This window comes from Streptomyces sp. MST-110588, assembly GCF_022695595.1.
In the GTDB taxonomy this organism is placed as follows: Bacteria; Actinomycetota; Actinomycetes; order Streptomycetales; family Streptomycetaceae; genus Streptomyces.
Map to the genome: position 1 here is coordinate 1,046,799 of NZ_CP074380.1, position 13,366 is coordinate 1,060,164.

Sequence of the window (13,366 nt, forward strand, 5' to 3'; positions counted from 1 at the left end):
GCACGCCGGCGGGCGGCGTGGTGGTACGCCCGGCAAAGGGTCCGGGCTCAGGGGTGTTGCTGTGCGGAGGGACCCGCGGCCTCGCGGCCTACGGCCCTTCCACGGCTTCGGCCACGGCCGGCGTACGGCGCAGCCCGGCGCGCGGGGCGCGGGACGCCTTGCCGCCACGGCGGGCCAGCCTGCGCACGACGAGGTCGCCGAGGAGCTGGACGACGGTGACCAGGACGATGAGCAGCACGACGGTGACGATCATCAGCCGGGTCTCGTACTGCTGGAAGCCGTAGGTGTAGGCCAGGTCGCCCAGGCCCTTGGCACCGATGGCGCCGGCCACCGCGGAGTAGCCGATCAGGGTGATGACGGTCGTGGTGACAGCGGCGACCAGGGCCGGCAGCGCCTGCGGCAGCAGCACCTTGAAGACGACCGTCCAGGTGCCGCCGCCCATGGACTGGACGGCTTCGATCAGCCCGCGGTCGACCTCGCGCAGCGCGGCCTCCACCAGGCGTCCGAAGAAGGGGATGGCGGCGATGGCCAGCGGCACCACGGCGCCGGTGGGTCCGATGGAGACCCCCACGACGAACTTGGTGAAGGGGATCAGCACCACCATCAGGATCAGGAAGGGGAAGGAACGGCCGATGTTGACGACCGCGCCCAGGACCTTGTTCACGACGGTGTTCTGGAGCATGCCGCCGCGGTCGGTGAGGATCAGCAGGACGCCGACCGGGATGCCGGCCAGTACGGCGTAGAACGTCGACCACCACACCATGAAGAGGGTGTCGAGGGTGTTGGTGTACAGCAGCGGCTGCATCTGGTCCCAGGTCACTTGGCACCTTCCTTGAGCGGCTCGGCGGCGGGTTCCGCGGTCGCGGAGCCCTCGGCGGCCACGGGGTCGTTCACCTCGGCCGCGGACACACCGGCCGGCTGCGCACCGGCCACGTCCACCTGGAGCCCGCGCTCGCGCAGGAAGCCGATGGGGACGACGTTGTCCTCGAAGCGGCCGGGCAGCTCGATGCGCATCCGCCCGACCTGCCGGCCGGCGACGGTGTCCATGGCGGCGCCGAGGATGGAGATGTCGATGTTGTACGTACGGGACAGCTCGGAGATCACCGGGCGGGAGGCGGCCTCGCCGTGGAAGGTGACGTCCACGACCGTACGGTCCGGGCCGGAGGGCTCGCCGCCGACCGGGAACAGCTCCCGGGCCAGCTCGGAGCCGGGAGTGGCCAGCAGGCCGGGGACGGTGCCCTGCTCGACCACCCGGCCGCCCTTCATCAGCGCCGCCGAGTCGCAGATCGTCTTGACGACGTCCATCTCGTGGGTGATGAGCAGGACGGTCAGGCCGAGCTGGCGGTTGAGGTCGCGCAGCAGTTGGAGGATGGAGCGGGTCGTCTCCGGGTCCAGGGCGCTGGTCGCCTCGTCCGAAAGCAGCACCTTGGGGTCGCCGGCCAGCGCGCGGGCGATGCCCACCCGCTGCTTCTGGCCGCCGGAGAGCTGCGCCGGGTACGCCTTGGCCTTGTCGGCCAGGCCCACCAGGTCCAGCAGTTCCAGCGCCTTGCGGGAGCGCTCGCGGCGGTCGGCCTTGAGGATCTCCAGCGGCAGCTCGATGTTGTCCTGGACGGTCCGTGAGGACAGCAGGTTGAAGTGCTGGAAGACCATGCCGATGCGGCTGCGGGCGGCGCGCAGCGCGGCGCCCGCGCGCGGTCCGCGGCCGGCCAGCGCGGTCAGGTCCTGGCCGGCGACCGTGACCGTGCCGGAGGTGGGGCGCTCCAGGAGGTTGACGCAGCGGATGAGGGTGGACTTGCCGGCGCCGCTCTGGCCGATGACGCCGTAGACCTCGCCCTCGCGGACGTGCAGGTCCACGCCGTCCAGGGCGGTGACTTCGCGGCCTCCTGAGCGGTAGACCTTGGTCAGGCCCGTTGTGGTGATCACTGGGATGTTCCGTCACTGTCGAGTGCCCGGCGGCTTTCCCGCCGGGCACGGGGCATGCATTGCTGAACGCGGCACAGGGGGGAATCCGGGGACCCGGAAGGGCGCTCGTGGCCGGCTTCGGGGTGTCGGGGAGTTCCGGTGACGCGGGGCGGCCGGCTCCGCGCGTGCGGGGTACGGCGCGGGCGGCGGGTCTCGCTTCGGGGCGCGAGGCTCAGGCGGGGGCCCTCAGCGGTCACACATTCGACGCATGCAACGAGCACCGGGCGTCATGGTCGCCTCGGTCGCAAGGGTGCGGCTGCTCGTCGTGGTCATGCGGGCCAGTAAACCAGACACGCGTACGGACCGATCAAACTTGTCCGTATGGCGGACACGCCCGACCGGTCCGTGGACGACGGTTCAGCCGGTGACCGTGATCTCGACCGAGGCGCCCACCGCCTGCGCGGACACCGCGCTCAGGTCCTTGACGACCACGTCCGCGGACAGCTCGTCGGCCCGGTGGGTTGTGGTCAACGCCACGGTCGTCATCCCCGCCGCCCGGCCCGCCGCGAGGCCGGCCGGCGCGTCCTCGAAGACCACGCAGCGGGCCGGGTCCACGCCCAGCCGCCGGGCCGCGAGCAGGAAGGGCTCCGGGTCCGGCTTGCCGCGGGTGATGTCGTCGGCGGCTATCAGGGTCTTGGGCCGGATGCCCGCCTCGGTGAGCCGGGCCTCGCCCAGGCGCCGCGTGGCGGAGGTGACCACGGCCCAGCGCTCGGCGGGCAGGCCCGCCAGCAGCTCGTGGGTGCCGGGCAGCACCTCCACACCGCCGGGGACGTCCTCGACCTCCAGTTGGTCGATCCGGGCCACCGCCTCGGGTACGCGGTCCGCCGGCAGCAGGTCGGCGATGATCTCGGCGGAGGGCCGGCCGTGCAGCTCGACCCGGGCGAAGTCGGCCTCGGTGAGGCCGTACTCCTTGGCCCAGCGGATCCAGCAGCGGAAGACGGACTCCACGGAGGAGACCAGGGTGCCGTCGTTGTCGAACAGCAGGGCATCAGCAGTGATCTTCATGCCGCGTCAGCGTACGGGAGGCTTCCGCGCCGCTCGGCACGGGTACGCGCGCCCGGCGCAGGCAGGCACGGGCGCGGGACCACGGACCGGGCGCGGGTGCCGCCCCTGGGCCCGGGCGCGGGTGCCGCTCCTGGGCCGTTTACAGTCGTTTCATGCCCCACTACCCCACTGCGCGCAGCAGCGCCGCGCGGAGGTCCCGGTGACCGACGCCCTGACGGTCGCGGTCGGTGTGACCGCCCTCCTGCTGGCCGCCTGGTGCGGCCTGGCCGCGTACCGCGACGAGCCGACGAAGGACTGGCACTTCATCGGCATGGCCGTCGTCTCCCTGCTCGCCCTGGCCCAGCTCGTCGTCGGGATCGTGGCCCTGGCGCGCGGCGACTCGCCCCAGGAGAGCACGGCGGTCTTTCTCGCCTATCTGATCGGCGCGGCGGTGTGCGTACCGGGCACCGGCTTCATGTCGCTCTCGGAGCGGACGCGGTGGGGGTCGCTGACGGTCGTGGCGGGCGCGGTGGTGCTGGCCGTTCTGGAAGTGCGGCTGTACGACATCTGGGGAGGCGGACGTGCCTGAGACGGACCTGCCGGAGACGAACGTGCCCGGGACCGCCACCACCGAGGGCCGGCGCTCGCTGGGCACCGGTCCGGGGCGCCTGCTGGTGACCCTGTACACCATCTTCACCGTCGCCGCCGCCTCCCGCTCGGCCTTCCAGCTCATCGCCCAGTTCGACCGGGCACCGCTGGCGTACGTCCTGTCGGCCGTCTCCGCGCTCGTCTACGGGTTCATCACCGTCTCGCTGGTGCGCGGCGGCGAGGGGGCCCGCAAAGCGGCGCTGGTCTGCTGCGTCCTGGAGCTGGCCGGCGTGCTGGGCATCGGCGCCTGGACGTGCGTGGAGCCCGCCGCCTTCCCCGACGCGACGGTCTGGTCCTATTTCGGCCGGGACTACCTCTTCATCCCGGTCGTGCTGCCCGTCACCGGTCTGCTGTGGCTGCGGCGGTCCCGCCGGGCATGAGGCCGGGTGCCCCGCGGGACCGCCGTACGGATCAGCGCCTCACGCGCCGGCGACGTACGCCCGGGCCTTGGCGCCGCCCTTGACGACCTTCGCTTCCCTCACGCCCTTCGCGTCCGCCGCATCCTCTGCGTCCGCCGCGTCCTTCGCGCTCTTCTCCAGCGTGACCAGGCTGAGTCTGGGGCTGACCTGCTCGGTGCCGACGGGCACATAGCCGTGGCTGCGGTACAGCCGCAGACTGCTCTCGCTGCGATGGCCGGTGGTCAGCCGGTAGCGCGCGGCCGAGCGCTCGCCGCCCAGCCGCTCCTCGACGGCGGTCAGCAGCCGTCCGCCCAGGCCGTGCCGCTGCATCCGCGGGTGGACGACGAGCCTGTCGATATGGGCGGTGCCCTCGGCGTCGACCGTGCCGCGCACGGACCCGACGACCTCCTCGCCGAGCCGGGCCACCACGACGCAGCCGTGGCTCAGCTCGGCGCGCAGGTCGTCCAGGGTCTGGACCAGCGGCGCGATCGTGTAGTCGTCGTACAGCGCCGCCTGCGGCTGGTAGCAGAGGTACTGCAGCTTGAGGATCTGCTCGGCGTCCTCGTCGGTCGCCGCCGAGATGGTCACGCTCATGCCCATGCGCGAATGCCTCCCCTTTTCGGTTCGGTGCGCCCGGGCGGGAAAGGGTGAGGGTACGCCCGGACGGTGCTGCCCTGACTCGGCGGCCCGGTGCGGTGCCCGCGCCGCCACGGCGTGACTACCGCTCGTTTCCCCTGGGCAGGGGAACGGCAACCTCCGCCGTGAGCATTCTGCGCAGGCATCCCAGACAACGGGAACGGACCGGCCCCAAGCTCCCTTGTGACATTCCCAACTCAGATGAGATCTCACGGTAGGTGAGATCCGAACGTGACAACAGGGCACGTATCAGGGCAGGACAGCGGCCCGGCAGCCGTTCCACCGCCTCCAGGAGCATCCGGCGCTCCTCGGCGTCCAAAGCGGTGCGCTCGGCCAGGGAGGCGATCAGCGGCTGCGGCCCGGTGGGGTCGTAGGGGACCTCCCGGCGGGCCAGGCGCCGGGCCCCGCGTGCCTCGGCCCGTACCGCCCGGCGCAGCCAGCGGGCCGGCTCGGGCAGCGGCTCCCCGTTGCTGGTGCGTTCCAACAGGCGCAGGCGGACGCCCTGTTCGAGGTCGGCGGCGTCGATGCCGGTGCCGGCGGCCTCGGCGGCGGCCTCCGCGCTCAGCAGGGCGCCGAGGGAGTTCAGCAGGTCGCTTGCTGTCATGCCCGGCGGGACGCGGCCGGGCCGCGGACGGTTTCCCGCGCGGCCCGGCCTCATCCGTCCGGATGGTTTGTCAGCGCCCCCGGAACTCCTCGGCGGCCAGCAGGGCGGTGTCCGGGTTGTCGGAGAACAGCCCGTCGATGCCGGTCGCCAGGTACCTCCGGTAGGCGCCCAGCGCGTCACCGTAGGCGTCCGGGTCGCTGCCGCGCCGGAAGTCGGCGGGCAGGAAGGTGTTCTCGTTGCGCCCGGTGTACGGGTGCAGGACGAGCCCGGCGGCATGGGCGTCCTTGACGACGGACGTGGGCCCGGTGAGCCTGCCGTCCTTGTCGCGCGGGATGATCACGCCCAGGTCCGGGCCGATGCCGTCGGCGAAGCCGGCGATCCACTCCAGCCCGCTCGGGGTGACGAGGTCGGCGACGGTGCGCGGGTCGCCCGCCTCGGTGAAGTCCCAGGGGCGGTCCTTGAGGCCGCCCAGCAGCAGGACCTTGGGGCAGTCGACGAGCTCGTCCAGCCGCTGGAGGCTGCCGGGCTCGAAGGACTGGAGGAAGTTGGGTGCGCCGCGGCGGTGCCGGCCGTACTTCTTCAGCAGCTTGGCCAGGCGCTCCTCCAGGCCCAGGCCCAGCTTGCGGAAGTAGGTGGGGTGCTTGGTCTCGATGTGCAGCCAGACGCGGCGACCGCGCCGGCGGCCCTGGCGGTCGGCCCATTTCAGGACCTCTTCGAAGGTGGGTACGGCCCAGCGGCCGTCGTAGAGGGTGTTGTGCTGGCGGATGCCGGGAATGCGCTCCTTGGCGCGCAGCGTCTTGAGTTCGGCGAGGGTGAAGTCCTCGGTGAACCAGCCGGTGAGCTCGGTGCCGTCCACCGTTTTGGTGGTCTTGCGGCTCGCGAATTCGGGGTGTGCCCCGACATCGGTGGTGGCGGTGATGTCGTTCTCGTGCCGGCAGACCAGGTGGCCGTCCTTGGTGGGGACCAGATCCTGTTCGATGACGTCGGCGCCCATGTCCAGCGCGAGTTGGTAGGAGCCGAAGGTGTGCTCGGGGCGGTAGCCGCTGGCGCCGCGGTGTCCGACGATCAGTGGTACGGGCAGCTCGCCGTGGCCCCCGTGCCCGCCGTGGCCCCGGTGTCCGTGCGCCGTGGAGCCGGCCGCGCCCGCCTGGCCGGCTCCGCCCAGGACCACCGCTCCCGCGCCCAGGGCCGCGGCCCCCAGCACCGCCCGTCGTCCCGGCTGCTGCCGCTCGTGCATGCGCGCTCCTCGCTCCGTGGCCCCGGATGTCCGGCACCTGTCAATGGGATGGGGCGATCGTAGGCACGTACACCTTTCGAACGGGAGTCATGGCGCGGAACATGCAGCGAACCCGCGTCAACTCTGCGTATCACCTTCGTGAACCCGATGTGCGATCGGCGCCGGCCCGCGAGTATCGTCCTGAGCTGCATTCCCCGCGCGCCGCTCTTCCGCACCCCGCGCGGCGACCACCTACACGTGACCACCCACGACCGGAGGGCCCGTTGTCCCGCATTCTGCTGAAGGCGTTTCTCGGATTCCTTATGCGTGTCCTGTTCCGCCCGAAGGTCGAGGGCATGGAGCGCATTCCGGAGAGCGGCCCGGTGATCCTGGCGGGTAACCATGTGACGTTCATCGACTCGCTGTTCCTGAGCCTGGTGGTCAAGCGCCAGGTCTACTTCATCGGCAAGGACGAGTACGTCACGGGCAAGGGGATCAAAGGCCGCCTGATGGCCTGGTTCTTCACCTGCTCGGGCATGATCCCGGTGGACCGCGACGGCGGCCACGGCGGTGTGGCGGCGCTGATGACCGGCCGCCGGGTGCTGGAGGAGGGCCAGGTCTTCGGCATCTACCCCGAGGGCACCCGCTCCCCCGACGGCCGTCTGTACCGGGGCCGTACGGGCATCGCGCGCCTGGCCCTGATGACCGGCGCGCCCGTCGTCCCGTTCGCGATGATCGGCACGGACAAGGTGCAGCCGAACGGCAAGGGCCGCCCGCACATCGCCCCGGTGACCATCCGCTTCGGCCAGGCGCTGGACTTCTCCCGGTACGAGGGCATGGACCGGGACCGCTACGTGCTGCGCGCCGTCACCGACGAGGTCATGAGCGACGTCATGCGGCTGTCCGGCCAGGAGTACGTGGACATGTACGCCACCAAGGCGCGCACGGCGGCCTGACCCGGCCCCCGGCAACTGAACGCCGACCGCGCACCGGGCCCCATCCGCACAGCCGGGTGGGGCCCGACGCGTTTCCACTCCTCCGTGGAACCGTTCGGTTTCAGCAGGGGATGCGGTACCCTCGGGGGTCGGGCGGGCCGCCGCCCGCAGCGCCGCCTCGGCCCGGGACATCGGGCTGCCGTCGAGGTGCCGCAGGACGGGCGGGTCGGTGATCTGACCGGTCCGCGCGGTGGGCGCGGTGGCGTTCTTGACCGAAACCCGGTTCAGCGGCCCGGGGGCGATTTGCTTACGGGTCTGGAGGAAAGCCACGAAACTCTCGAAATCCCTTGTATGTCTGACCGGTTCGGTGAAGCCGGTGAACGCGTCGTACCCGTCCTTGTTGATCAGGGTGTGTGAGGGCGCCGCCAGGCGGTAGGTGCGCTTGAGGTCCAGCCGGACGCCGTTGATGTACACGTCCGCCGGAGCGACCCGGTCACCGACCGCGCCGGTGGCGTCGAAGCTGTAGCGGACGTTGCCGGAGACCGCCAGCGGCGCGTACTTCAGTGTGGTGCCGACCTTCGTCCACTGCTGCTCCAGGGCGTCGTGGATCTGCTGTCCGGTGACGGTGGCGGTCACGATCGGGGCGCCGTAGCCGACCGCGTGCCACGCCTGTCCGAAGGTGATCGCGCCGTTGGCCGCCGCGTTGTATACGAGATCCCCGGCGAGTATGACCTGCCCGACCCTCGGGGCGAGCGCCACCACGGCCAGTTCGGCGGGCTTGTTGGCGTGGGTGTTGCCGTCGTTCATCGGCCCGATGGGCTGCCGGCCGGCCCAGTACGCCCAGTCCGCCACCAGGTCACCCATGGTGGACTCCCCCGCGGCGTCACGCTTGCGGGTGAAGGAGGCGGTCTGTCTGCCGACCGGCGTACGGGCCTTGCGGGCGGCGTACCCGGCCCAGTAGTCGACGACCTTCTTCATCTCGCGGTCCGGCGCCACGTCCCGGGTGTTGGGGTGGTTGACCGAGGTGGTCAGCGCCCGCACGACCTTGCCGGTCGTGCGGTCCAGCCGCAGGCTGATCTCGTTGATGATCTGGCCGTGGCAGCCGGCCTCGACGAAGGGGCGCGGTACCCCGTTGGGGTCCGGCACCATCATGTTGAAGGCCCAGTGCCAGTGGCCGGTGACGATGGCGTCGATGTCCGGGCTGACGCGCAGCGCCAGGTCGTAGGCCGGCCCCGAGGGGTTCTCGCCGCTGTTGAAGTCGCCGCCGGCGATCGCGCCGTCGTGCATGCTCAGCACGATCGCGTTGACCCCGCGGGCCTTGAGCTCGGCGGCGCAGCGGTTGGCGGTGGCCACCTCGTCCAGTGAGCCCAGGGCGGCCTGGAAGGAGTCGGGGAAGGTCTCGGTTCCCAGGGCGGTCAGGTGGATGAACCCGATCGGCAGCCGGCGGCCCCCTCCGGCGTCCACCCATTCGATGTTGTACGGCGGCAGGATCGTCTGTCCGGTGGTGGACCACACCATGTTGGCGCTGTAGTACGGGAAGTCCGCGCCCTTGAAGCGCACACCGGTGGAGTCGGTGAAGGCGTCGTCCCAGCCGATCTTCGGGTAGGCGACGCCGTCCTCCATGTGCGCGGTCAAGAAGGCGGAGGTCCGGTCGAACTCGTGGTTGCCCGCGGAGGCGAAGTCCATGCCCATCCGGTTGAGCACCTCGATCGTCGGCTCGTCGGCGAGGGACTCGGCGGGGAACTCCCACCCGGAGAAGAGGTCTCCGGGTGCGAAGAAGAAGGAGTTGGTACGGCCGGCCCGCAGCCGTTCCAGGTGCGCGGCCATGTACGCCACGCCCCCGACGGTGTACTTCCGGCCGCCGTTCCCGGTGATCACGGAGTCGCCACCGGGAGCGGCCTGAAGGTACCCGTGCAGGTCGGTGATGCTGAGCAGTTGTACGTCCACGTATTCGTCGGCGGTGGCCGCGTCACGGGCGTGGGTGCCGGCGAAGGCGTGGGTGCCGACCGCGGCGGCGGAGGCCAGGGCCCCGGCCGCGGTGAAGAAGATGCGTCGTCCGATCTCTGCCACTGTCTTCACTCTCCTGAGAGTGACCGAGGGTGGGGGGTGCGCAAGAGAGTGAAACGAGCCATGGGAGCCGGTCGCCCGCCCCTGGGTGAGCCGGGGGTGAACGGGTCCGCAACTCCCGTGACGCGCCCACCCCCTTGTCACACCTGTCTCATGGGTGCCGCGCGGGACCGTCCTCCAGCTTCTGGCCGCGCAGCAGGAACCAGGCCGCCCCCGCCGCGGCCAGCAGCACCGCGGCGCCGGCCACGGCCGCCGTCTCCAGGCCGCCGACGAAGGAGTCCTGGGCGGCTCGCAGCAGCCGCTCCCCGGCGGCGGGGGGCAGGCCGGCGGCGGCCTCCACGGCGCCGCCCAGGGATTCCCGGGCGGCCTCGGCGGCGCGCTCGGGCACGCCGTCCGGGGTGGCGAAGTCCCGGTAGATGCCGGTGACCACCGAGCCGAGCAGCGCGATGCCCAGGGCCGCCCCCAGCTCGTACGCCGTCTCCGAGACCGCCGAGGCCGCGCCCGCCTGCTCCTTGGGCACGCTGGAGAGGATCACGTCGGCGGTGACGGTGAAGGCGAAGCCGGCGCCGACGCCGACCACGAACAGGATCGTGCCGAGGGCGAGGATGCCGGTGCCGGCGTCCAGCGCGGCGCAGGACGCCAGCGCCAGCCCGACCACCGCCAGCCCTCCGGCCACCACGACACGTACGGACAGCCGCCGGGCGACGTACCCGGCGGCCAGCCCGGCCCCGACCGCGCCGATCGCGGCCGGCAGCTCGGTGAGCCCGGCGTTCAGCGGCGAGCGCGACTGCACCATCTGAAGGAACTGCGAGAGGAAGAAGACCAGGCCGGACAGGCCCAGGATGGTCAGCAGATCGGCCAGGACGGCCCCGGAGAAGCCCCGGTTGTGGAAGAGCTTCATGTCCAGCAGCGGCGAGGAGAGGGTGAGCTGCCGCCGTACGAAGAGGGCCAGCGCGAGGACGCCGAGCACGCCGGCCACGGCGATGTCCCAGCGAGCGCCGTGCACCGCCGCCTCCTTGACGGCGTACACGACGCCCACCACGCCGATCAGCGACAGTCCGACGCTGGGCAGGTCCCAGGGGCCGGGGTCGGGGTTGCGGGACTCCGGCAGCACCTTCGCGCCGATGAGGACCAGCAGCGCCATCACGGGGAGGTTGATCAGGAAGACCGAGCCCCACCAGAAGTGCCCGAGCAGGAAGCCGCCGAGCACCGGGCCGACGGCCGCGCCCGCCGAGGCCATCGCCCCCCATATGCCGATGGCCAGACTGCGTTCCCTGGGGTCGTGGAAGAGGTTGCGGATCAGCGCCAGGGTGGAGGGCATCAGCGTCGCACCCGCCACGCCCAGCAGCGCGCGGGCGGTGATCATCATGGCCGGGGTGGTCGAGTAGGCCGCCAGGACCGACATCGCGCCGAAGGCGACGGAACCGCTCAGCAGCAGTTTCTTGCGGCCGACGCGGTCACCGAGGCTGCCCATCGAGACCAGCAGACCGGCGATCACGAAGGAGTAGACGTCACCGATCCACAGCAGTTGGGTGCCGGAGGGGCGCAGGTCCTCGCTGAGGAAGGGGGTGGCCAGGCCCAGGACGGTGGCGTCGACGCCGATGAGCAGGACCGCCAGGACCAGGACCGCGAGCGCCAGCCAGCGCCCGGGACGGGGCTGTTCCGTGGTGCTCGCCCCTGCCGTACCGGGCTTCGTGGTCTGGCTCATTTCTCCATGCTCCGTCGGACGCCGCCGAGCAGCAGCTCGGCGATCGAATGGTTGAGTTCCCTGCGGGCGACGCGGCCCTCGTGGACGGCCCAGGCACCGGCGCCGATCAGTCCGTAGAGCGCTTCGGTGAGCCATACGGGCGTCAGGTCGATCCGGAAGACGCCCTCCTCCTGGCCGCGGCGGAAGAGCGCGTTGATCCGGGCGTCCAGCCGCTCCCAGCCCTCGTTGATCTCCTCGCCCTCGAAGAGCTGGTTCTCGGTGTAGAGGAAGGCCAGGAAGCCGAAGACGGGCTCGGCCTCGGCGAGCAGCCGGCGCAGCGCCCCTACGGCGTCGCCCTCCTCCAGCCGGGCTGCGTCCAGCGCCTGCCCGAACTGCCGGATGCCCAGTTCCTCCAGCGCGCGTATGAGGGTGTCGCGGCCGGCGAAGTGGCGGTGCAGCGTGGCACGGCTGATGCCCGCGGCCCGGGCTATCTCGTCCATGGAGGCGGTGGCCCGGCGCGTGAGCAGGGCGGCGGCCTCTTTGAGTACGTGGTCTCGGTCAACAGCCATGAGACATAGAATAACCGTATGAGACACACTTGTCTCATACGATCGTACGCTGACGCACTCGTACGGCGCCCCCTGGTGTGCCGGACGGCGGGCGGCGCCCGGCGCGGCACCTCCACCTCGCCGGGCGCGCCTCACGCGGGCCGCGTGTGCCGCCGCCCGGCGAGGCGGCCGGTGGCGTCCTGTGAGCCGTCCCGGTGACCAGGACGGTGGTGCCCGGCCCTCAGCGCCCGGCGTCCGCCCACTCCCGCTGCGTCGCCAGGTCCGCCTTGACCTCGGCCAGTTGTACGGCGACGGCCGACGGCGCGGTCCCGCCGCGGCCACCGCGCGAGGCCAGCGCGCCGGGCACGTCCAGGACCGTACGGACCTCCGGCGTCAGGTGCGGGGAGATCGCGGCGAACTGCTCGTCGGTGAGCTGGTCGAGTTCGATGCCGTGGGCCTCGCACACCTTGACGCACTCTCCCGCGACCTCGTGCGCCACCCGGAACGGCACCCCCTGCCGCACCAGCCACTCGGCGACGTCGGTCGCCAGCGAGAAGCCGGCCGGAGCCAGTTCCTCCATGCGCTCGCGGTGGACGGTCAGCGTCGCCATCATGCCGGTGAAGGCTGGGAGGAGCACTTCGAGCTGGTCACAGGAGTCGAACACGGGCTCCTTGTCCTCCTGGAGGTCCCGGTTGTACGCCAGGGGCAGCGCCTTGAGCGTGGCCATCAGCCCCGTCAGGTTGCCGATCAGCCGCCCGGACTTGCCGCGCGCCAGCTCCGCGATGTCCGGGTTCTTCTTCTGCGGCATGATCGAGGACCCGGTCGAGAAGGCGTCGTGCAGGGTGACGAAGGAGAACTCCTTGGTGTTCCACAGGATCACCTCCTCCGCGATCCGGGACAGGTCCACGCCGGTCATGGCGGTGATGAAGGCGAACTCGGCGACGAAGTCCCGGGACGCCGTGCCGTCGATGGAGTTGGCGGCGCTGCCGCGCTCGAAACCGAGGTCCGCGGCCACCGCCTGAGGGTCCAGCCCCAGCGAGGACCCGGCCAGCGCCCCGGAACCGTACGGGGAGACGGCCGTGCGCCGGTCCCACTCCCGCAGCCGCTCCGCGTCCCGGGACAGCGCCTGGACATGGGCCAGGACGTGGTGGGCGAACAGGACCGGCTGGGCGTGCTGGAGGTGGGTGCGTCCGGGCATGGCCACGTCCGGGTGGGCCTCGGCCAGCGCGACCAGCGCTTCCTGGAGGTCGGCGAGCAGGCCGCCGATGATCCGGGCGTGGTCGCGCAGATACATCCGGAAGAGCGTGGCCACCTGGTCGTTGCGGGACCGGCCGGCCCGCAGCTTGCCGCCCAGCTCCGGCCCCAGGCGCTCCAGCAGTCCGCGCTCCAGGGCGGTGTGCACGTCCTCGTCGGCGACCGTGCCCACGAAGGCGCCGGAGGCCACATCGGCCTCCAGGCGGTCCAGGCCGGCCAGCATGCGCTCCAGCTCCTCGGCGGTGAGCAGCCCGGCCTTGTGCAGCACCCGGGCGTGGGCGCGGGAGCCGGCGATGTCGTACGGTGCGAGCCGCCAGTCGAAGTGGACGGACGCCGAGAGCCTGGCCAGCGCCTCGGCGGGGCCGTCGGCGAACCGGCCGCCCCAGAGCCGGAGGTCCTGGCTCTCGCTCTTGCCGTTGCTGCTCAC

The 13,366-nt window shown here is 71.8% G+C and carries 12 protein-coding genes and 1 pseudogene; 3 read left to right on the forward strand and 10 right to left on the reverse strand.

Translation table 11 applies throughout. The features are described 5' to 3' along the window. Positions 1-88: 88 nt before the first annotated feature. The 3 genes from KGS77_RS04730 to KGS77_RS04740 form a co-directional block, all read right to left on the reverse strand. Complete coding sequence (locus tag KGS77_RS04730) at positions 89-820, reverse strand: methionine ABC transporter permease (protein ID WP_242578818.1); 732 nt, start codon at positions 818-820, stop codon at positions 89-91. Next, a complete protein-coding gene (locus KGS77_RS04735; protein WP_242578819.1) occupies positions 817-1,923 on the reverse strand; it encodes an ATP-binding cassette domain-containing protein in 1,107 nt (368 codons plus the stop codon). Before KGS77_RS04735 ends, KGS77_RS04730 begins: the two co-directional genes overlap by 4 nt. Before the next feature lie 396 nt (positions 1,924-2,319). Continuing rightward, positions 2,320-2,967 (reverse strand): HAD-IA family hydrolase, encoded by a 648-nt coding sequence (locus KGS77_RS04740; RefSeq protein WP_242578820.1) that lies wholly within the window; start codon positions 2,965-2,967, stop codon positions 2,320-2,322. A gap of 199 nt (positions 2,968-3,166) precedes the next feature. On the opposite strand from KGS77_RS04740, the gene KGS77_RS04745 reads away from it, so the two are divergent. After that, a complete protein-coding gene (locus KGS77_RS04745) occupies positions 3,167-3,535 on the forward strand; it encodes a hypothetical protein (protein WP_242578821.1) in 369 nt (122 codons plus the stop codon). 7 nt (positions 3,536-3,542) lie between these two features. Next, positions 3,543-3,974 carry a hypothetical protein gene (locus tag KGS77_RS04750; RefSeq protein WP_242587293.1) on the forward strand — a complete coding sequence of 144 codons (432 nt, stop codon included), beginning with the start codon at positions 3,543-3,545 and terminating at the stop codon, positions 3,972-3,974. Positions 3,975-4,013: 39 nt separating this feature from the next. Here the strand turns inward: KGS77_RS04750 and KGS77_RS04755 are convergent, their stop codons facing one another. The 3 genes from KGS77_RS04755 to KGS77_RS04765 form a co-directional block, all read right to left on the reverse strand. Continuing rightward, positions 4,014-4,592 (reverse strand): GNAT family N-acetyltransferase, encoded by a 579-nt coding sequence (locus tag KGS77_RS04755; protein WP_242578822.1) that lies wholly within the window; start codon positions 4,590-4,592, stop codon positions 4,014-4,016. 118 nt (positions 4,593-4,710) lie between these two features. Next, complete coding sequence (locus KGS77_RS04760; protein ID WP_242578823.1) at positions 4,711-5,232, reverse strand: sigma-70 family RNA polymerase sigma factor; 522 nt, start codon at positions 5,230-5,232, stop codon at positions 4,711-4,713. Between the two features lie 70 nt (positions 5,233-5,302). Continuing rightward, entirely contained in the window at positions 5,303-6,469 is a 1,167-nt protein-coding gene (locus KGS77_RS04765) for a glycerophosphodiester phosphodiesterase (RefSeq protein WP_242578824.1), read from the reverse strand. 263 nt (positions 6,470-6,732) lie between these two features. Between KGS77_RS04765 and KGS77_RS04770 the strand changes: the two genes are divergently transcribed. Then, positions 6,733-7,404 (forward strand): lysophospholipid acyltransferase family protein, encoded by a 672-nt coding sequence (locus KGS77_RS04770; protein WP_242587294.1) that lies wholly within the window; start codon positions 6,733-6,735, stop codon positions 7,402-7,404. Between the two features lie 129 nt (positions 7,405-7,533). Here KGS77_RS04770 and KGS77_RS04775 read toward each other — a convergent pair. The 4 genes and pseudogenes from KGS77_RS04775 to argH all read right to left on the reverse strand — a co-directional run. Next, positions 7,534-9,453: pseudogene (locus KGS77_RS04775) on the reverse strand (bifunctional metallophosphatase/5'-nucleotidase); the annotation flags it as partial. A gap of 148 nt (positions 9,454-9,601) precedes the next feature. Further along, the gene (locus tag KGS77_RS04780; RefSeq protein WP_242578825.1) at positions 9,602-11,158 is read right to left on the reverse strand and encodes an MFS transporter; all 1,557 of its coding nucleotides are present in this window, start codon (positions 11,156-11,158) and stop codon (positions 9,602-9,604) included. Beyond that, positions 11,155-11,706 carry a TetR/AcrR family transcriptional regulator gene (locus KGS77_RS04785; RefSeq protein WP_242578826.1) on the reverse strand — a complete coding sequence of 184 codons (552 nt, stop codon included), beginning with the start codon at positions 11,704-11,706 and terminating at the stop codon, positions 11,155-11,157. The genes KGS77_RS04780 and KGS77_RS04785 overlap by 4 nt, the downstream gene beginning before the upstream one ends. A 220-nt stretch (positions 11,707-11,926) precedes the next feature. After that, on the reverse strand, positions 11,927-13,366 hold the full coding sequence (argH, locus tag KGS77_RS04790; RefSeq protein WP_242578827.1) for an argininosuccinate lyase: 1,440 nt from the start codon (positions 13,364-13,366) through the stop codon (positions 11,927-11,929).